The organism is Slackia equolifaciens (assembly GCF_003725995.1).
In the GTDB taxonomy this organism is placed as follows: Bacteria; Actinomycetota; Coriobacteriia; order Coriobacteriales; family Eggerthellaceae; genus Slackia; species Slackia equolifaciens.
Window position 1 is genome coordinate 155,037 of sequence record NZ_QIBX01000003.1, and the last position, 18,667, is coordinate 173,703.

The following is an 18,667-nucleotide window of genomic DNA, read 5'->3' on the forward strand; positions in this document are numbered from 1 at the left end:
GGCTGTAGGGCTATGACTCACCACAAAGTATCTTTTTGCAATCCGCCTAGAGAAATTCCAGCCTATCCAACGCAGCGAGCACCATATGGCGACCCTCATCGGTGCCTTCAATGATGCGTCGTGCGCGCACAGAATCGCCGATATTGATGACTTCGGCATCTTCTCCATCGAAGCCCTCAACGATCGCATCCCACAACGGCGCATGAGACTTCATGCCCAGGCACACGAAGCAGAGGTCGAACGGCAACTCCTCCTCGGCGTCATCACGCAAGACCACCGCAGAAGCGCTGTTCACCTTGCGAAGCGAAGTGTTGACGTATTGGGCGACGCCGTATTTGTCCATGCACTCATTCATGCTTGCGGTGGTCGAGGCGTCAAGACCGCGGCCGAGAGCGGGGGCCATCTCCACGATGGACACCTGGGCGCCGCGCGGAGCGCAGAACTCTACCACGTCGAGGCCTACGGCGCCTCCGCCGACGACAAGAACTTTCTTACCGGTCATGTCTACGTCAAATGCTGGAATATCGGACATGAGGTCTTTGATGCTATAAACGGGGGCATCGGAGGCGAGAGCATCATGCAGCCCCTCGATAGGCGGCAGAAGCGGTTCAGATCCCGTCGCGTTGACCACAAGGTCGGGATCGTACGATTTGATCATATCCACCGTGACGTCCACGCCGGTCTTGATGGCAAGATTGTCCAACCCGGCAGCCCGATGCTTGAGATAAGCAGGGAAGTCGTTTAGGCGGCGCTTGGCGGGAATTCCCGAAATCTCAACAGAAAGCCCGCCGATATGGTCCTGCTTCTCGAGCAATGTTACGGTACAGCCCACCTCGGCGGCGGTGCAGGCCGCCTCGAGGCCCGAGGTTCCAGCGCCGACCACCACAACGTTACAGGGCTTTTGCACCTTATGCTTCTTATATGCCTCGCCATTGATCAGGTCGGGGTTGACCGTGCAGCGCAACGGCTTGTTTCCTCCGATGCGATTGCCGACACACCCGATGTTGCACGAGATGCATTTGCGGATGTCCTCGACGTTGCCGTATCGAGCCTTATTGCACCAATCGGGATCGGCGATCAGACCACGGCCGATGCCGATCAAATCGGCATCGCCACGCGCAATGATGTCGTCTGCAACCTGGGGGTTCCTGATATTTCCTATGGCTACAGTAGGCTTATGGTAAGCATCGCGCACGGCCTTGGCCATGTACGAACGCCAACCGTCCTCTAGGTAGTTCGCATCGATCTGGTATTGGATGGTGGGGTTGAGCGCCGCGGAAGTATCGAACATATCCACGCCGTCGTTGAGATACTGAAGGTACTCGATGCAGTCATCAACGGAATTCCCGCCTTCTACAAGCTCATCAACGCTCAAGCGCAGCGAAATGGGAACGCGCGGACCAACCGCGGCTCGAACCTCGTCGATGACCATGCGGCAGAAACGAGCACGGTTTTCAGCGCATCCACCGAATTCGTCGGTGCGATCGTTCATGGTGGGAGAGAGGAATTGACTGATGAGATAGGAATGGCCGGCATGGATCTCGACCATATCGAAGCCGGCATTCACCGCACGGCGAGCCGCCGCACCGTAATCTTTGGCTATGCTGACAAGCTCTTCCTTGGCGAGGGCTCGAGGAATCTCACCGCCGGGCTTTGAAGGAAGGCTGGATGCCGATACGGGCTGCATGCCGATGCGAGACGACATTGCCGAGGCACCCGCATGATTGATCTGAACACCAACCTTGGCGCCATACTTGTGGCATGCCTCCGTCAGGTTGAAAAGACGAGGAATATAGCAGTCTTTATCGATGCGCAGCTGCGTTGTGCCATTGGATCCCTCGGGGTATTTCACGCACACGTTTTCAACGATGATCAAGCCGGTGCCGCCACGCGCGCGAAGCTCGTAGTATTTTATATGCTCATCCGAAAGCTCGCCGTCGTGACCTGCGAAATCGCTGCCCATAGGCATCATAACCACGCGGTTGGGAAGCGTCATTCCATTGATGGTGATGGAGCTGAAAACGTGCTTGAAGTTGTTCTTCATTGAAACACCTCCGGTTGCTCGTCGTACTGCGCACACTGAACACGGCGCCATTATAGGATACGGAGCAACGGGTGGTGCAAAGCGGAGAGTTGAGTCCGGTCAGGAATGTAAAACTGTTGGGATGAACGTAGGAATAGCAGGAACGGCAGCCCAAGCTTTGAATCAGCGAACATCTAGACAGTGCGACCGATTCAATAAGCCAGCCAGGTGTCATGCCGAACCAAGAGGACACGCAACAAAACAGGGGAACTTATAAATCCCAAAAAGATGGTTCTTATGTATGCGTAATTCTTTTAATTTACATAAGATATATTATCAGCTTTGTATAAGAAAAAGCAATCAATCCTAATTTGTAGCCATATCGCATCAATCAACTAGAACGCCGGAGCCGATGAAGCGGAAACCCCTGACATCATCGACGGAAAGAGAAACACCGCGGTAATCAGATTCAATCCGGCGGCAATGGCGCCAAAGACAATCGCATTACGCGCAAGCTTAAACGCAATGGCGGCTTGAAGATCTTGAGGATTAGCCTTGAGGAGCTTCTTGGAGTTTGCATATCCATACCAGGCGAGCAAAATGCCCAGCGCAGAAAGCAAAACTCCTCCCATGAGCAAGCTCACCGCGGCGCATATCAAACCAGCCAGTGCAAATCCGCGGCAGGTGCTAGCGTTGGCTTTCATCGAAATCCTCCCAATGCGATACACGTTTTGGATGCCGAACATGTCGATGGATACCGTACCACACAAAGGCGCATGGGCTTCAAGCGCGAGCACTGCGTTGTTAATCCGTTGCGGTAAAGCTTCATGAAATTCACTCTTCGATGTCCAATTTGATGAACAAGAAGGCTGGCGTATTGGTTTGCAACGACCTGATGTGATAAAATTATAAAATCGAACATTTATTCGTAACGGAAGGGGAGAGATGAAAGGGGAGCAAGGTCGGGGCCAAACAGCCGCATACGGAGCATGGAACGCCCCAGCGGTTCTCCTTGTTGATCTGGATGCCTTCTTTGCCTCGGTCGAGCAGCTCGACCATCCCGCCTGGCGCGGTAAGCCGGTCATTGTGGGCGGAGACGCCGATAAACACGGCGTTGTTTCCACCGCCAGCTACGAAGCGCGAACCTATGGAGTACATAGTGCCATGCCAGCCGCCATGGCACGCAAGCTCTGCCCTCAAGCCATTTGGACCCACGGCCACTTCGATCGTTATCGCACGGTATCCGCACAGGTGATGTCGATACTGCAAGACGAAAGTCCTCATTTGCAGCAAGTAAGCATTGACGAGGCCTTTCTTGACGTGTCCCCCACCCCTCTCAATCCCGAACACCCCGTGCTCATTGCTCAACGCATCCAAAAGCGCGTAGCGGAGCTTGGGGTCACCTGCTCCATCGGCGTGGGCACCTCCAAGACAATCGCGAAAATTGCTTCTGACATGGACAAACCGCGGGGGCTTACCGTCGTATACCCCGGCAGGGAGGCCGACTTTTTAGCCCCTTTGCCTATTCGCCGCATGTCAGGCGTGGGCGCACGGGCAGAAGAGGCGCTCCTGCGCCGCGGCATCAAAACCCTGGGAGATATGGCCAACGCGCCTGAACCGCTCCTCAAATCCATCTATGGTAAAAACGCAGAGATGATGCGACGTCGTTGCCTGGGGCTTGACATGACGGCGGTGGAGCAGGACGACGAGGTGAAATCGGTCTCGAACGAAATCACCATGGCGGATGATCTCACTACATTCGAGCAAATCGCCGCTGCCGTAGATACGATGGCATCAAAAGTGGGTCGAAGGCTTCGAAGAAAGGGCCTCGCCGGAAGGACGCTCGGCCTCAAAATGCGCTTCTCCGATCGCACTACCAGAAATGTACAAAAGCGCCTTGAAGCGCCCCAGAACAATGAGCATGTGTTTATTCCCCTGCTGCACGCCATGATTAGAGAGCTTTGGCGACCGGGGATGGCGGTACGGCTTGTTGGCGTTTCGGTGACGGGTTTCAATGAAGAGCGCGTCGTACAGGAATCACTTTTCGACGCATCCCAGTTCGATACGAGCGAAGATAGCAACGCGTCAGATTCGAGCAATCCCCTCTTTGATGAAGGGGAAATATCAGGTTCCGCCGAATCGGGAGCAAAGCCCAAGCCCGTCCTGTCTAAAGGCGCAGATGATCGCCCAATCGATCCCGAACAAGGCAAGCAGCTCGCCGCAGCCACAGACAAAGTGAAAGACCGCTTCGGTGAAGCCGCCGTATTTTTCGGACGCGAGTTCAAAGTACGCGACAAGACCACAGGTACCGCAGCCAAGAACCCTGAGGATTATAGGAAGTAATGAAAGCGCCCATCAATCCGTGCAAATGGACCAATAGGCGCCTTTAGAAGCGGTTTTGTCTTGGGCGAAGCTAGTTGAACTTGAAGATCTTTTGTGCCATGCGGTAGCCGAAAAGGCCCAGCTGACGACCCGCCTCGGTAGGAAGATTGGTGCCCCAGTTGAGCGCCGTGCGCTTGACGCGCTTGTACAGCACGGGATTGCGCTCCTCGAGGTATTGCCAGATCTCCTCGCGATCGCGCTCGTTTTCCTCCGTCTTTTCCATGCGAAGAAAAATAGAGCAGATGCACATCATCATGGAAAGGTAGTTCTCCATATACTTCTCGAGACGCCTGGACTCAACGGCATCAGGCAAATCGACCGCATCGATCATATGGCGGGTCACCCTGAGCTGCTGGTCGCGGCGCGAATACATCACCTGCTCGTTTACGCTCTGATCCTCGCGGCCGATGAAGTAGCGATACATATCAACATCAAGGTAGTAGATCGTCTGTACGTACGGCAGCGGCACGTACACGAAGATGTTGTCCACGTAGAACGTATGTTCCGGCAGCTTGAGGCCGCAATCGCGCAAAAGTTCGGTACGGTAAATTACCGAGTGCATGAGCAGGTACTGTGATTGATTGAAATGATGCGTGTCCTCCCAGCCGCACTCTTTGCCAACGGGAAACACGTTGCGATAGTGCATGACCGTGCGCGAGCCTTCGTATACCTTTTCATACACATAGTTGGCAACCACCAGGTCGGTAGGCTCTTTGAGCTCGGTCTGCCGACGCAGATAGGCCATAATCTCGCGCATGGCATCGGCATCCAGCCAGTCGTCGGAATCGACCACTTTGTAATACAAGCCCGTGGCATTCTCAAGCCCCGTGTTCACTGCGCCGCCGTGGCCCTTATTGGATTGATGAATGGCGCGAATAACGCCCGGGTGGCGCTGCTCCCACTCATCTGCCTTTTGCGCGGTGTTGTCTTTCACCGACCCGTCGTCCACGATGAGGATTTCGATATCGCCCCTCCCATCCGGGTCGCAGGCAAGGATGGACTCGATGCATTTGTCCATGTAGTCGGCAGAATTGTAGCAAGGAATGGCAAACGAGATGGTTTTCATGCGGTACTACCCCATCATACAGCGCGCTTTATCCGAAGCCTTCCCTGGGCGTTACGTGCCCGAAGGCGCCCGACAAAACGCTTGACCGAAAAATACGTAACAAACGGTATTGTACCCCGCCTTGGAAAGTGCCGGCGTTTTATCATCATACGGACAGAACAGCCCCACACCGAATGGCGGGTTGAGCGCAGCCTCGGAACGTTTTGGGACTCGAGGCCTGCGGGCTACGAGGGCGCGTCGCCGCAATGAAGCAGCGTGCGCGCCGGTGGGATGACGACGAAAGGACGGATATGGCAACGTTTCTTGAGACCATGATCGAAAAGGCTCGATCCGACAAAAAGACGATCGTGCTTCCTGAAGGCAATGACGACCGCGTGCTCGAGGCTGCTGCGAAGATCGTCGAGCAGGGCATTGCCGACATTATCCTCATTGGTAACCCCAACGAGATCGCCTCGAAGGGCTTTTCCCTTGAAGGCGTTGAAATCGTAGACAATACAACCAGCCCGCTGCGAGGAGAGCTGGCAGACAAGCTCTTCGAGCTGAGGCGCGCGAAAGGCATGACCGAGGAAGAAGCCGCCTCGCTCATGGACGACGTTATGTATTTCGGTACCATGCTGCTCAAGACCGGCCGCGCAGACGGACTCGTAGGCGGTGCCTGCCACGCCACTAAAGACATGCTTCATCCCGCTTTGCGCATCATCAAGCCCGCTCCGGGCACCAAGACCGTAAGCTCCTTCTTCGTGATGGAGGTACCCGACTGCGCATACGGCGACGCCGGCACGTTCATGTTCAGCGACTGTGCCGTATGCATCCAGCCGAGCGCGGAGGAGCTCTCCGAAATCGCGGTCGCAACGGCAAAATCCTATGAGCGCATCGTAGGGTCCGAGCCGCGAGTGGCCATGCTGTCGCACGCGACCAAGGGCTCGGTGAAAGACGCCGACGCAGATAAGGTTGTCGAGGCCGTCAGGCTCGCGCAGGAGAAGGCGCCCGGCTACGCCATCGACGGCGAGCTGCAGGCCGATGCGGCCCTCGTGCCCAGCGTAGGCAAATCGAAGGCCCCTGACTCCTCCGTCGCCGGCACCGCCAACGTGCTTGTGTTCCCCGACCTCGACGCCGCGAACATCGGGTACAAGCTGGTGCAGCGATTGGCGAAGGCAGAGGCGTATGGCCCCATTCTCCAAGGTCTCGGCGCTCCCATGAACGACCTCTCGCGCGGATGCTCCGCCGACGATATCGTGGGCGTCACCGCCATCACGGCCGTACAGGCACAGCAGGCATAAGACCCGAACGTACCGCCGCGCCGCTACCCCAAGAGCCCGCCTCACGCGGGCTCTTTTCGTTCATCCCGAAATACGAAAGGGTCGGCTTTCCACAAGCCCGTCTTACGCGGCCTTGCGCACCATCGTACGCATTCGAGGCATGCACACTCACTCTGGCACGTTTTGAACCCATACAAAAACCTCCTGCCGCAAACCCAAAAGGCTTGTGGCAGGAGGCGAAAAATTAGCCTGAAAGCAAAAGCTCGAACGGGCTAAGATGCCTGAGCGTTAACGATCTCGAGCGTGTCTTGCGCGATCATGAACTCCTCGTTGGTGGGAATCACGATGATCTTCACCGGAGAATCGTCGCGCGAGATAAAGCGCTCCTTGCCGTGGTAGTCGCGGCGGTTCTTCTCTTGGTCAAGAATGATGCCCAAGGGCTGCAGGCCGGCGAACACCATACGACGCATGCGATCGCAGTTCTCGCCAACGCCGGCGGTAAGAACGATCGCATCGGCGCCCGCCATCTCGATGAAATACTGGCCCAGATACTTCCTGATGGAATGAGCATACATCTCGTATGCCAGAATAGCGCGCTCGTTGCCTTCTTCGGCACCCTTGCGAACGTCGCGCATATCGTTGCTGATGCCCGACACGCCCTTGAGACCCGACTGTTTATTCATAAGGTCGTTGATCTGCGTGGGCGTCAGATCCTCGCGCTCCTCCAAAAACGGGATGATAGCGGGGTCGATAGCGCCGCAACGCGTTCCCATCATAAGGCCGTCAAGCGGAGTGAAGCCCATGGACGTATCCACCGCGATGCCGTGGTCGATGGCGCTGATGGAGCAACCGTTGCCCAGGTGGCACGTGATGATTTTAAGATCTTCGATCGGACGCTCCATAAGCGCTGCGCAACGCTGCGCGATGTAGCGGTGCGAGGTGCCGTGCGCGCCGTACTTGCGAATTTGATGCTTCTGGCACAGCTCGTACGGCAGAGGATACATATACGCCGACGGCGGCAGCGTCTGGAAGAACGAGGTGTCGAACACGGCAACCTGAGGCATCTCAGGTGCCATGCGCTGACATACCTGGATGCACTTGAGCGCAGGAGGATTGTGAAGCGGCGCGAGCGTGCACAGCTCCTCGATCTTCTGAATCACATCAGGCGTAATCAGCGCGGAAGAGTCGAAGTAATTGCCCCCATGCACAATGCGATGCCCGATGGCATCGATCTCGTCGATAGACGTGATGGTCGAGCGCTCGCTGTGGCATAGAGCGTCGAACACGACGTGCAGGGCCTCTTCGTGATCGGCCATGTATTGAGCAAAAATACGCTCGTCCTTGTCGGCGCCGTGCTTGATGTAGGAATCCTTGCTTCCCACGCGTTCGCACAGGCCCTTGGCGAGCATGCGGTGCTCGTCGGTGTTGATGAGCTGGTACTTCAATGAAGAAGAGCCAGCGTTGATAACGAGAATCTTCACGTACGTCTCCGTTGTCTAGCCTACAGTGCAGGAGAGCCCGAGTTCATGGGCGCACCACCCAGCACGTGAACATGCACATGGTGGACCGTCTGCTGCGCATCGTCGCCGGTGTTGACAATGACGCGATACCCAGACTTGTCGATGCCCTTGATCTCGGCGATCTTTTTCACGGTATTGAAGAGATGCCCCATGAGGTCATCAGGGATATTGTCGCCGATATTGGCGTGATGCTCACGCGGCACGATCAAGGTATGAACGGGCATTTGGGGCGAAAGGTCGTCGAACGCAACCACAAGGTCGTCTTCGTAGACGATCGAGGAAGGGATTTCACCTGCGGCGATCTTGCAGAATATGCAATCAGACATGTCGACTCTCCTTCTCTAGCGCCAACCCGCGGCTCAAATACAACAGGTTGACTGCGGCACCATGCGCAAGCAGCCAAAGGCTGGTGGCCGTCCATGGCGTGCCGCATTCACATACAAAAGTAAAGTTTACGGGAAAATCAAGAAACTCTACGAGAGAGTCGTGTCAGTGGTCGCATCATCGGCGGGAGCGTCAAGCTGCCCCATGAGCACGTCGACTTTCTGCTGGGCATCGGAAAGACGCGACTTAAGATCGGCGAGCAGCGTCACGCCGCGCTCATACGAAGCAAGGCTATCCTCAAGCTCAAGGGTGTTGCTCTCGAGCACGCTCACGATGCGGTCGAGTTCCGCCATCTCCTGACGGAAGGTCATCTGATCCAAAGAAGCCGCCTGATTTTGTTCCATAATTCAAACCCTTTCGAATAATATCGACAACGAAGCAAGTGGGCCGATTAACGTTATCCCTAGCAGGATAAGCAGTTAAATACCCACACGAATTAAGATTCGGCAGAGGCCTCGACGGAATCGACCTGGCACGTAAGCGAGCCGTCCGAAAGCGTGACCGCAACCGTATCGCCCGCCCGAACGGAGCCGACCGACTTAACGATCGCACCTTGACTGTCGCGGGTAATGGAGTAGCCGCGCGCCATAACCGCGAGCGGCGAGAGGTCATGGAGCCTGCCCGCACGAAGCGCGATGTCATGATCGTGCCGCTCAAAAAGCGTGACCCCCCTATCGCGAAGCCTGCGTTCGAACCCCTCAATCTTCATCGCATCACGCTCGAGACTCATCGGCAAAGCCCTGCTCAAGCGCTCGTGTAGCATATCGATAGTAAGAAGGTCGGTCGAGAACATCGTGCGGGGGTCGGCGAACACCGGGCGCGTGGCCAAGCGGTCCAAGCGCAGCCGCTCGGTTTCGAGGCGACGACGCAGCGCCTGCGCCATCGTGCGACCCCTCGCGTCAAGCTCGGAAACAAGGCGCGCCGCATCGGGAGAGACCGTTTCGGCTGCCGCAGTGGGGGTGGATGCTCGGAAGTCGCTCACCATGTCGCATATCGAATTGTCGGGTTCGTGTCCGATGCCCGTAACCACGGGAACGGGACACGCCGCCACGGCACGCGCAAGCGATTCGTCGTTGAACGGCATGAGGTCCTCGAAGCTACCGCCGCCGCGAACGAGCAGAATGACCTCGCATCCCGCCGCGGCGCACGCATGAAGACCGGAGATAAGGCCGGCGGGCGCCGTAGCCCCCTCCACCGCAACGCCGGCGACCGACACGCGCGACGAAGGCCACCTGCGACGCAGGGTGCGCAAGACATCATGCACGGCAGCGCCGCGGGGAGAGGTGACCACGCCGATATGCTGAGGCATATACGGCAACGGGCGTTTGCGACGCGGGTCCATGAGACCCTCGAGTTGCAGCTTGCGGGCAAGTTCGGCCACGCGACGGCGCAGATCGCCTTCGCCCGTCATCGACACCGAAAACACGTCGAAGTTCATGCGACCCTTGGGCGCATAAAGGGTGAACCGGCCCGTGAGCTCTACGAGCATGCCCACGGCAAGCTTGACGCCGCTTTCGCGATAGCGGTTGAGCCACATCATGCACGGCAACGAGGCGCCTTGGTCCTTCACGGTGAAATACACGGCCTTATAGCCGGGCTTGGCGTTCACCTCGGACACCTCGCCGATCATGCGAACGGTGACCGTTTCCAGGGAGCGCTTAGCCTGCGCCATGGCCTCAGAAACAGTAAGGGGCCGACGAGCATCGGCCCCCTGCGATTGCGCTTGGGAAAGCAGCATCTATTCCTCCGAACGAGCGGAAAGCAGCAGATACAGAAGCTGGATGAGCGCCGTAAGCGCGGCAGCGACGTAGGTGAAGGCGCATGCGCGCAGCACCTTGGCAGCGCCGGAAAGCTCGGCCTCGCCCATGCCGCAGGCCTTCAGGTAGGCCAGACCGCGGCGCGATGCGTCGAACTCGACCGGCAGCGTGACGAGCTGGAACAGCAGCACAGCGGCGAAAAGAATGATGCCGAGCTGGGTGAGCCCCGTCATGCCGGTAAAGATGCCGATCATGAACACGATGATCCACATGTTTGATGCGAGGTTGACCACCGGCACAAGAGCGCTGCGGAACTTCATGAAGACATAGCCCTGAGCGTGCTGGCAGGCATGGCCCACCTCGTGAACCGCGGTGGCAACGGCGGTGATGGTGCGCTGACCGTAAGCCTCGGTGCCCAGCGTAACAGCACGTGTACGCGGATCGTAGAAATCCTGATTGGGACCGCCATGGTTGATGCCGATGCTGATGCCGTTGTCAAACGCCATTCGGTTGGCCATATCGGCGCCGGTCACGCCCCATGAGCACGGCACGCGGCTGTACTTCTTGAGCTGCTTGGTGACGTAGAGCTGAGCGCCGCCGCCGATGATGAGCGTGAGCAGCAGCACCGCAAAATACAGGCCCATTCCGCCACCGGTAGGAAAGATTGGCATGGTTAGTTCACTTCTCCTTCATGGATGCGTGCGCCCCCCTCGCCCACCTGCAGGCGATGCGCGCACGCGACTGATAACAAAGCCATTGTACCGGAACACGGCCATCCGGACTGCTGCCGTGACCCTCCTGTAACCTGAGACAGGCGTATCTCCACAGTCAAGTCAAAACGCGCGTAGGATTCTATCGAAGCCCCGACGCCCGTGTGTGCTTGACGATGCGCAGCTGTCCGTCCTCGATGGCAAGCGCCGTCTCGCCCCTCATCATGGCCAAAAGGTCCTCGCCGACGATCGCGCGCCTCCAACCTTTGAGAACATCGAGGTCATCGGTATGTCCACGCGCTATTTTGGCCAGGTCGGCATGGGATGCGAGCACCGCGAACGCGATACCGTTCTCCCGCGCTCGAAGCTTGACAAGCGCGCTGAGAAGGTCGACCTGCGCATCCACGTTGGGCTCGTTCTTGCCGCTCGGCCTCGGCAGTTCGGGCCATTCGCTCTCAGGCGTATCGAGCGCCTTTATGCATATGCCGAGCACGCGGCGAGAGTCGGACATGCCGAGCGTGGAGGACACGCCGCGCACCATGAAGAGCTGATCGAGCGTGCGCGGCTCACGTTTGCAGATCTCCACCAGCTGCTCGTCGGTGAGGATCCACTTGCGCGGAATATCGCGCTTCATGGCCTGCATCTCGCGCCATGCGGCAAGCAGACGAGCGATGCAGAGCTGGCGGCGCGAGAGCTGGTTCACGCGCTTAAGGCGCGTGAACCGCGTATACGGGTCCTCGACATAGCGCGATTCATCCGAGAGCTCCTCGAAATCGGGGGCCAGCCAAGAGAGGCGGCCCAGCGATTCGAGCTTGCCCTTGAGGATGTGGTACAGCCCCGGCAGATACACCACGTCGTCGAGGGCGTATTGGATTTGGGACTCGGTAAGCGGACGCCGGCTCCAATCGGTAAACGAATCGGATTTCTTGAGCTTTACGCCGCATTCCGCCAAAACGAGCGCGCCATAGCCTATCTGCAGCGTGTCTCCCAGAAGCGATGCGGCTATCTGCGTGTCGAACACGGGACGCGGAAGCACGCCCAGCTCGCGATAGAGCAGCTCCAGGTCCTGATGGGCCGCATGGAACAGCTTTACGATGCTCTCGTCCTCAAACAGGCGCACCAGCGGACGCAGGTCGCGCACCCTGAACGGATCAACCGCCACGCTGCGCTCCTCGGTGCCCAGCTGCAAAAGACACAGACGAGGCCAGTACGTCTTCTCGCGAATGAATTCCGTATCCACCGCAAGAACTTCGCAATGGCTTGCGTGCTCTATGAATTCCTCCAGCTGGCTTTGGTCGGTTATATACAAAAGTGTGTCCTTCAAAGTTCTTCTCGATACCTACGGGTTGCGCTGTAGTATTCTAGCGGTGAAAGAGGGGGTGTGCGCGTGAAAGCACTCATTATCAATAATCTTGCATCCGGGTACGGCGAAGGCTCCATCTATGACTTCATGCGTTCGTTTGTCGCAGACGGCGACGAAGTGTGCATGAGGGCCACCGACGGATCCACGCCCATCGAGGGCCTGCTGACCGATGCCACGGAATACGACCTTGTTGTGGCATCGGGCGGAGACGGCACCGTAGCCACCGTGGCACACTACCTGAAGAACAGCGGCGTGCCGATTCTGCCCTACCCCGCAGGCACCGCCAACCTGCTCTCGCTCAACCTGCTCGAGCCCAACGAGCCCCATGCGTTGGCCAAACTGGCTAAAGCCGGCAAGACGCTCGACTTCGACATGGGCGAGCTCGAGTGCGAGGGAGCAACACGCGGATTCATCATTATGGCCGGTGCAGGCTACGACGCCACCATCATGGAAAACGCCGCACCCAACAAACGTCTCTTGGGCCCTATGGCGTATTTTCTTGCGGCGGGCACCAACATCCTCCCCCAGCACTCGCGCATCACGCTCACCGTGGACGGCAAAACCGTTGAGACGGAGGGCCTTGGCGTGCTGCTCATCAATTTCTCGAAGATCCAATTCGACATTTCGGTCACGCACAGCAATCAGCCGCGCGACGGAGTGCTCGATGTGGCGGTGCTCAAGGCGAAAAACGCGGTTGAGCTGCTGCCGTCGGTATTTGCGGCCATGCTTGATCGCGACGGCAATTTTCCCGGTCGCGGCGAGGCGCTCGATATTTACTCCGGCAGGGAGATACGCGTGGAGGCCGATCCGTCCTTCGAGGTGCAATACGACGGCGAGGCAACCAAGCTCACCACGCCGCTCACGGCGCGCATCCTCTCCGGTGCGACGCGTATCATCGTGTCCGACGAATGCTACCGCCTCTTCGAATAGAAACGCTGCGCGACGATCCGACGCAGGACGCCGGCTTGTGGGCGCCCCGCGTGTGCCGCTGCCAGCGCGACGGCCGGGCACCTAATTCATGGTGAGATGGACGCCTACGTACTGCGCGGTCTCAGGCAGGCCCGAAATGTCATACATGTCGCTCAGGGGAACGCAAGCAACGCGCCATGAGCACGTGCCGGCATCGGTTTCCACCGTGCCCTCCATGTAGGTGTTACCCACCGAATCGGTTTGGAGCTCGGCGCCCTCGGGCGCCGTCCAGCCCTGTGCCTCAAGCGCCGTCTGAATGGCCGATGCAGCATCGGCCGCTTTGAGATCGGCGTAGCGAATGCTCATCGTCACGCCCTCCTCGCGATCGGTGCTGAAGCGCCACGATCCAACAAGGTATTTAGACGCGGTGACGGCATCCATGTTGCCGATCCCTCCCGCGTAGACGATCGCCGCGTCGGCGAGCGTGGTATCGCTCGGAAGCTTCATCACATCGAGCGGCGCGCCCTCCTCGGAGAACTCGTACGTGGTGTAGCCCGCCTCGCTGAACTGAGACAGAATCGACTCGTCATCGAGCGAAATGAGCGATGCAAGCTGAGGGAAATCGTAAGAGACCTCGCGATTGATGTTCTCCTCGACCGTAGCGGCATTGCGCTCGGCGCCGTGCAGGATCTGATCGATAGCCCTCGAAGCCACGAACCCTCCGGCAATCGCGGCAATCAGCGCGCCCACGACGCATGCAGCGATGATGTATCGGGGCGGATCGAACGGGCGCAGCAGCACCGACGCATCGGGATGGTTGACGGCGCCGTCTTGCCTGTAGCGAGGAGCGTCGTCATGTCGTAAAAATTTAGGGAAATCCATGGCTTTCCTGTCTTCAAATTTGCAAACTTCGCGATTATACCATGCCCTCGTGCGGCTTCTGTGATAGTATGCACCGCATCCTCTGGGGGAGTAGTTGGCGTCGATGAGACGCGGTACGTTCAACAGTCTCGGCGATCAAACGCCTGGCGTGCCTTAAATAGCAAGACCCAAGGTGCAGCGCTGGAGTGCGCACGCGCCGGGTCTTTTTTTGTGCCCCGATGCGTGCGCGTGCCCGTGCAAGGCAATGACGTTCGAAGGTAAGGAGCACAAAGCCACGATGGATCTTTCAATCTTCACCACCCCGGAAGCGTGGATTTCGCTAGTCACGCTGATTTTCTTAGAGATCGTGCTGGGCATCGACAACCTGGTGTTCATCTCCATCACCACCAATCGCCTGCCCGAAGAGAAGCAGCACATCGGCCGCAAACTCGGCCTGGCGGGCGCCCTCATCATGCGCGTCATCTTCCTGTGTTTCGCGTCGTACCTCGTGCATATGACCAACACCGTCTTCACGCTGGACCTTGGCGCGTATTCGCATGGGTTCTCGGTGCGCGACATCGTGCTCCTAGCCGGCGGCGCCTACCTGATCTACAAGGGCATCACCGAGGTAATCGACATGCTGCGCCTGACCGAGGTGAAGGCAGCGCATTCCGAGGAGCATCGCGCCATCCATACGCTCACGCTGCCTAAGGCCGTAGCAACCATCATGGTGATGGACATCGTGTTCTCCATCGATTCCGTGATCACGGCCGTGGGCATGGCGGATCACCTGATCATCATGATCATTGCCGTCATGATCGCCGTGTTCATGATGATGATCTTCATCGACCCCATCTCCAACTTCATCAACGGCCACCCCGAGATGAAGCTGCTCGCGCTCACGTTCATCGTGGCCATCGGTGCTTTGCTCGTTATCGACAGCATCGGCTTCCACACCGGCATCGAGCTTATGCATATGCCCCTCGAGAAGCTCATCGTGTACTTCGCGATGGTGTTCTGCATCGTGCTCGAGCTCATTCAGATGCGTTACAACAAGGCGCTCAAGCAGTACCACAAAGAGCATTGGCAGGCCGAAACCGCCCAGCAGCTTGACGCCCTCAAGGCCGAGATGCTCGAGCGGCTCGAGGAAGAGAAATCCCGTCGAGCCGAGGGGCCGTCGCAGGACGAGAAGGCGCCCGACAACACCGCCTCAGCTCCTACCCCTATATTCATCGGCGGAAACGTATACATCATGGCACCGGTGGTCGGCCAAGACGCTGCTTCGTTCAAGCGCATGATCGAAGCCTCCGAAGAGATGGACGCCGCGCTCAACGAGCCTATCGAAATCGAGGCTGAAGCCGTAGAAGTGGAAGGCAACGACAAGCAGTAGCCCTTCGAGAGCCCGTCAAACATGCGCATCGCGCTAAAGGTGCGCCACGCAATTAACGCCCCGTCGGCACAATGTGAACCGCGCCTCCAGATCCTGGTTTCGCCTGTACAGGATCCGGTGCGGCTCAGGGCCGACGGGGCGTTTCTACGCCTGAATATGAAGAAACTATGCGCTCGCTCATTGACTATGCTTTTTCAAGAAATAAGCCTTGACTAACTTATGGGTTCAAGATATAAAGTTACCCGTGGCTTACATCCACAGAAACAGTGGGAAGCTGGCCGGGCGGTTTCTCCCCCTTTTTCCGCCCGGAGACGGCTTGACTCCACACCTGCCACGCTTATCCGAGAGGCGGGCGGCCGGAAGCGCTCTTCCCCCTTGGCGCAGCGCCGCCCCGCCCATTCCGCATCTTTTACAAAACGCAACAAACTTCCGATAGCGCCAATCGCGTTGATCGCCGCGCTTGGCGCCGTCCCTATCGGAGGCATAGGTCGCGAGACGCCAAAGGAGCGGGAATCGTCGCCGTAGCCACTCCGCCGCCCGATGGGGCGTTGCCCAGGTCGAGGCTTCCTCCAAGCTTCTCGCAGAGAACGGTGCAAATATTGAGGCCAAGCCCGAAGTGCGGCTCTTCGCGCTTCGGATTCCTCCGAACGCCGTCATCGGTCGCGCGAGCTTCAGAATCCGACAGCGCGCGGTGCCGCCCTTCGCTCCAATATGGCTCGCACGCATGCTGCAAGGCTTCGGAAGAGAACCCCGGGCCATCGTCTTGGACGGCTAACGTTAGCGCATCCCCCGACCATTCGCAGCGCACCCCCACCTTGGATCCAGCATGCCGCGTGGCATTGCCCACAAGATTCTCGGCGATACGCGAGGCGGCCTGAGCGTCGAAAAGAACGAGACCCGGCGCATCTGGCGCGTGCGTTTCGCACGCTACGCCATGCTGGGCGCACAGGTCGCTGGCGTCGTGAGAAAGCTGGGCGAACCACTCTCGCACGTCGATGGCGCATGATTTCGGCTCGTAGCTTTCAAGGGCGTCAAGATCGCGCATGCTTTCGACATACGTAGACAGACGTGCGGTTTGGCGCTGCATGGCTCGGGCCACATCGGCCACCTGCTCAGGACCCAAAGCGCCCGTCGGAGCGAATTGGGCGAGCATCTCGGCACGCCCCGAAAGAACCGTAAGGGGCGTGCGAAGATCGTGCGCAAACGCGGCGTTCGCCCTGCGGCGGTTCTCGGCGGCGCGCCACAGCGCACGATTGGACCTATCGAGCTCGGAGCGCATGGTTTCGAAGCTCTCGCACAATCGACCGAGCTCCCCTCCGTCCTCGGTGCGCAAGGTGAAGTCAAGATCGCCCGAAGCGATACGCTGCGCAGCAGCATCCATGGCTTCCAAGGTGTCCTGAAGCTTGGTTCTGTAGAAGCGTCGCGCGGCCACGACGAAGCTGCCGACGCATACGGCGGGAACGGCGACCACAGTGAGCCAGACGAACGCGTCTGCCCAGGTTCCCTCGGCAACGTATACGTAGTACCCGACAGGAGAGACAAGGGGCTTTCTCCCGTCTCCTCCCGAGGGCAGCGCATCGTACGCCGCCTGCGAACCGCCACGCTCTTCGCATACGGCGTCGTCGTAGGCGGAAAGGGTCTCAAACGAAAGCTCGGGCAGCGACGCCCCACGCCCCGTATCCCCTGATGTGCCGGCGACCTCCGCATCCATGTCGGCGATGGCCATCATATCGAAGCCATCGGGCGGATCGTCCAAACAGATGGTTGGATAATATTCCGGATTTGCTCCCAGGCGCTCAATGTAGTAAGAGGCAAGCGCTCCATCTTCTCCACTTTGCCCTGAGTCCGATGCGGCGCCCTGGCCGCCGTCCGCCACATCCTGCTCATCCGCAAGCTGCGAATCGCCCTGAGAAGAGGCTGCGTCCTGCGAGCCGGTGTTTAAGTCCGAAGCGTCCTGGAGCTGCAGCGACCCGGCGTCTGTGCTCTTGAAGTACCAGGTGACAGAAGTAGCCGGAACAAGCGCGTTGCGCTGCGCATCGTAGAGGTACACGCCCGAATAGCGCGTCTGCTGCTCGGTCGCCTGGGAATACAGCGCGGCACTCGCGCCCACGACCGCGACCGAAAGAGCAACCGCGGCAACCACCGCCGCGAGCGCATACGTCAGAAACGCGGAACGGACCGAGCAACGGCGCAGATACGACCTTATGGGATGCTTGGAGCGCCCTTGCGAGGCGCCGCCTTCTACGCGCCCCAAGAGTACCCCACGCCCCATACGGTGCGGATGCAAGAGGCGTCGGCACCCGCCTGCGCAAGGGCTTTGCGCAGGCGCCGCACATGTTCCGTCACCACGGACGAATCGCCGGGCGCGTTCCATACCTGCTCGTAAATCATGTCCCGGTCAAACACCTGAGATGGATGCTTGGCCAGAAGCGCGCATATTTCGTATTCCTTGCGCGGGAGCGAAACGGGGGCGCCGTGCACCATCACCTGCATGCGGCGAAAGTCGATCGAGATATCGTCGTTCATGCGCACCACCGAGCTCGTGCTACGGCGCTTCTCGCGCGCAAGCTGCGCGGCGACACGAGCGCCCAGCACCTGCAGCGAGAACGGCTTGGCAACGTAGTCGTCCCCTCCCGAGGCAAAACCGTCGATCATGTCGGCATCTTCGACACGCGCAGTGAGGAAGATGATGGGGCAGCTCACGCTATCCCTAATCGCCCGACACACAGAAAAGCCATCGCGACCAGGCATATTAACATCGAGGAGAATCACGTCGGGCTTGCGCGAAATGGCCTTGATGGCAGCTTCGCCGTCGTATGCGACGCATGCGAGGTAGCCCGAAAGCTCAAAATACCCTTTGAGCATATCGGCAATATCGCGCTCGTCGTCCACGATAAGCACCAACGGTTTCGATTCGCGCTCTTGCGCATTCGCATTATCCAACATGTTCGCCCTTCGTTCTTCGCCGCAGTGCGCCCGGCCAGCACTACCGACACGCCGACGCGTCTTCATGCGCCAAGCATAAATCCCGCATGCCGTATAC

Annotated in this window: 16 protein-coding genes; 4 read left to right on the plus strand and 12 right to left on the minus strand. The window is 58.6% G+C overall.

Features of this window, described 5'->3' with window-relative positions:
• Positions 1–46: 46 nt before the first annotated feature.
• Positions 47–2,044 carry an oxidoreductase gene (locus DMP06_RS03445; RefSeq protein WP_123208348.1) on the minus strand — a complete coding sequence of 666 codons (1,998 nt, stop codon included), beginning with the start codon at positions 2,042–2,044 and terminating at the stop codon, positions 47–49.
• Between the two features lie 374 nt (positions 2,045–2,418).
• Positions 2,419–2,727, minus strand: a complete 309-nt coding sequence (locus DMP06_RS03450) for a hypothetical protein (RefSeq protein WP_148042485.1) — start codon at positions 2,725–2,727, stop codon at positions 2,419–2,421.
• Between the two features lie 241 nt (positions 2,728–2,968).
• On the opposite strand from DMP06_RS03450, the gene dinB reads away from it, so the two are divergent.
• Positions 2,969–4,366: a DNA polymerase IV gene (dinB, locus tag DMP06_RS03455; RefSeq protein ID WP_123208350.1), complete on the plus strand. Its 1,398-nt coding sequence runs from the start codon at positions 2,969–2,971 to the stop codon at positions 4,364–4,366.
• Positions 4,367–4,436: 70 nt separating this feature from the next.
• Here dinB and DMP06_RS03460 read toward each other — a convergent pair whose 3' ends face one another.
• Complete coding sequence (locus tag DMP06_RS03460; protein WP_123208351.1) at positions 4,437–5,471, minus strand: glycosyltransferase family 2 protein; 1,035 nt, start codon at positions 5,469–5,471, stop codon at positions 4,437–4,439.
• 290 nt (positions 5,472–5,761) lie between these two features.
• Here DMP06_RS03460 and pta point away from each other — a divergent pair, with 290 nt between their 5' ends.
• Positions 5,762–6,751, plus strand: coding sequence for a phosphate acetyltransferase (pta, locus tag DMP06_RS03465; protein ID WP_123208352.1), 990 nt, complete (start codon positions 5,762–5,764; stop codon positions 6,749–6,751).
• Between the two features lie 251 nt (positions 6,752–7,002).
• Here the strand turns inward: pta and DMP06_RS03470 are convergent, their stop codons facing one another.
• The 6 genes from DMP06_RS03470 to rnd all read right to left on the minus strand — a co-directional run bounded on the left by DMP06_RS03470 (position 7,003) and on the right by rnd (position 12,410).
• The gene (locus tag DMP06_RS03470) at positions 7,003–8,211 is read right to left on the minus strand and encodes an acetate/propionate family kinase (protein ID WP_123208353.1); all 1,209 of its coding nucleotides are present in this window, start codon (positions 8,209–8,211) and stop codon (positions 7,003–7,005) included.
• Positions 8,212–8,231: 20 nt separating this feature from the next.
• The gene (locus tag DMP06_RS03475; protein WP_123208354.1) at positions 8,232–8,576 is read right to left on the minus strand and encodes an HIT domain-containing protein; all 345 of its coding nucleotides are present in this window, start codon (positions 8,574–8,576) and stop codon (positions 8,232–8,234) included.
• Positions 8,577–8,723: 147 nt separating this feature from the next.
• The gene (gene xseB / locus DMP06_RS03480; RefSeq protein ID WP_123208355.1) at positions 8,724–8,978 is read right to left on the minus strand and encodes an exodeoxyribonuclease VII small subunit; all 255 of its coding nucleotides are present in this window, start codon (positions 8,976–8,978) and stop codon (positions 8,724–8,726) included.
• Between the two features lie 92 nt (positions 8,979–9,070).
• Entirely contained in the window at positions 9,071–10,372 is a 1,302-nt protein-coding gene (gene xseA, locus DMP06_RS03485) for an exodeoxyribonuclease VII large subunit (protein ID WP_123208356.1), read from the minus strand.
• Positions 10,373–11,062 (minus strand): zinc metallopeptidase, encoded by a 690-nt coding sequence (locus DMP06_RS03490; protein WP_123208357.1) that lies wholly within the window; start codon positions 11,060–11,062, stop codon positions 10,373–10,375.
• A gap of 181 nt (positions 11,063–11,243) precedes the next feature.
• Positions 11,244–12,410 (minus strand): ribonuclease D, encoded by a 1,167-nt coding sequence (gene rnd / locus DMP06_RS03495; RefSeq protein WP_123208358.1) that lies wholly within the window; start codon positions 12,408–12,410, stop codon positions 11,244–11,246.
• 78 nt (positions 12,411–12,488) lie between these two features.
• Between rnd and DMP06_RS03500 the strand changes: the two genes are divergently transcribed.
• Positions 12,489–13,394: a diacylglycerol/lipid kinase family protein gene (locus tag DMP06_RS03500; protein ID WP_123208392.1), complete on the plus strand. Its 906-nt coding sequence runs from the start codon at positions 12,489–12,491 to the stop codon at positions 13,392–13,394.
• 81 nt (positions 13,395–13,475) lie between these two features.
• Here the strand turns inward: DMP06_RS03500 and DMP06_RS03505 are convergent, their stop codons facing one another.
• Positions 13,476–14,255 carry a teichoic acid transporter gene (locus tag DMP06_RS03505; RefSeq protein ID WP_123208359.1) on the minus strand — a complete coding sequence of 260 codons (780 nt, stop codon included), beginning with the start codon at positions 14,253–14,255 and terminating at the stop codon, positions 13,476–13,478.
• Positions 14,256–14,499: 244 nt separating this feature from the next.
• Here DMP06_RS03505 and DMP06_RS03510 point away from each other — a divergent pair, with 244 nt between their 5' ends.
• Entirely contained in the window at positions 14,500–15,624 is a 1,125-nt protein-coding gene (locus DMP06_RS03510; protein WP_245962354.1) for a TerC family protein, read from the plus strand.
• A 472-nt stretch (positions 15,625–16,096) separates the two neighbouring features.
• Here DMP06_RS03510 and DMP06_RS03520 read toward each other — a convergent pair whose 3' ends face one another.
• Both DMP06_RS03520 and DMP06_RS03525 read right to left on the minus strand, forming a co-directional pair.
• Positions 16,097–17,878, minus strand: a complete 1,782-nt coding sequence (locus DMP06_RS03520; RefSeq protein WP_161957802.1) for a sensor histidine kinase — start codon at positions 17,876–17,878, stop codon at positions 16,097–16,099.
• Positions 17,866–18,570, minus strand: coding sequence for a response regulator transcription factor (locus tag DMP06_RS03525; protein WP_123208362.1), 705 nt, complete (start codon positions 18,568–18,570; stop codon positions 17,866–17,868). The genes DMP06_RS03520 and DMP06_RS03525 overlap by 13 nt, the downstream gene beginning before the upstream one ends.
• Positions 18,571–18,667: the final 97 nt, after the last annotated feature.

Excerpts from the sequence above, each read along its gene's own strand:
- DMP06_RS03490 (WP_123208357.1), bottom strand. The coding sequence starts at position 11,062 with ATGCCAATCTTTCCTACCGGTGGCGGAATGGGCCTGTATTTTGCGGTG.
- xseA (WP_123208356.1), bottom strand. The coding sequence starts at position 10,372 with ATGCTGCTTTCCCAAGCGCAATCGCAGGGGGCCGATGCTCGTCGGCCC.
- DMP06_RS03510 (WP_245962354.1), top strand. The coding sequence starts at position 14,500 with ATGACGTTCGAAGGTAAGGAGCACAAAGCCACGATGGATCTTTCAATC.
- DMP06_RS03525 (WP_123208362.1), bottom strand. The coding sequence starts at position 18,570 with ATGTTGGATAATGCGAATGCGCAAGAGCGCGAATCGAAACCGTTGGTG.
- DMP06_RS03460 (WP_123208351.1), bottom strand. The coding sequence starts at position 5,471 with ATGAAAACCATCTCGTTTGCCATTCCTTGCTACAATTCTGCCGACTAC.
- pta (WP_123208352.1), top strand. The coding sequence starts at position 5,762 with ATGGCAACGTTTCTTGAGACCATGATCGAAAAGGCTCGATCCGACAAA.
- DMP06_RS03445 (WP_123208348.1), bottom strand. The coding sequence starts at position 2,044 with ATGAAGAACAACTTCAAGCACGTTTTCAGCTCCATCACCATCAATGGA.
- xseB (WP_123208355.1), bottom strand. The coding sequence starts at position 8,978 with ATGGAACAAAATCAGGCGGCTTCTTTGGATCAGATGACCTTCCGTCAG.
- DMP06_RS03475 (WP_123208354.1), bottom strand. The coding sequence starts at position 8,576 with ATGTCTGATTGCATATTCTGCAAGATCGCCGCAGGTGAAATCCCTTCC.
- DMP06_RS03450 (WP_148042485.1), bottom strand. The coding sequence starts at position 2,727 with ATGAAAGCCAACGCTAGCACCTGCCGCGGATTTGCACTGGCTGGTTTG.
- DMP06_RS03505 (WP_123208359.1), bottom strand. The coding sequence starts at position 14,255 with ATGGATTTCCCTAAATTTTTACGACATGACGACGCTCCTCGCTACAGG.
- dinB (WP_123208350.1), top strand. The coding sequence starts at position 2,969 with ATGAAAGGGGAGCAAGGTCGGGGCCAAACAGCCGCATACGGAGCATGG.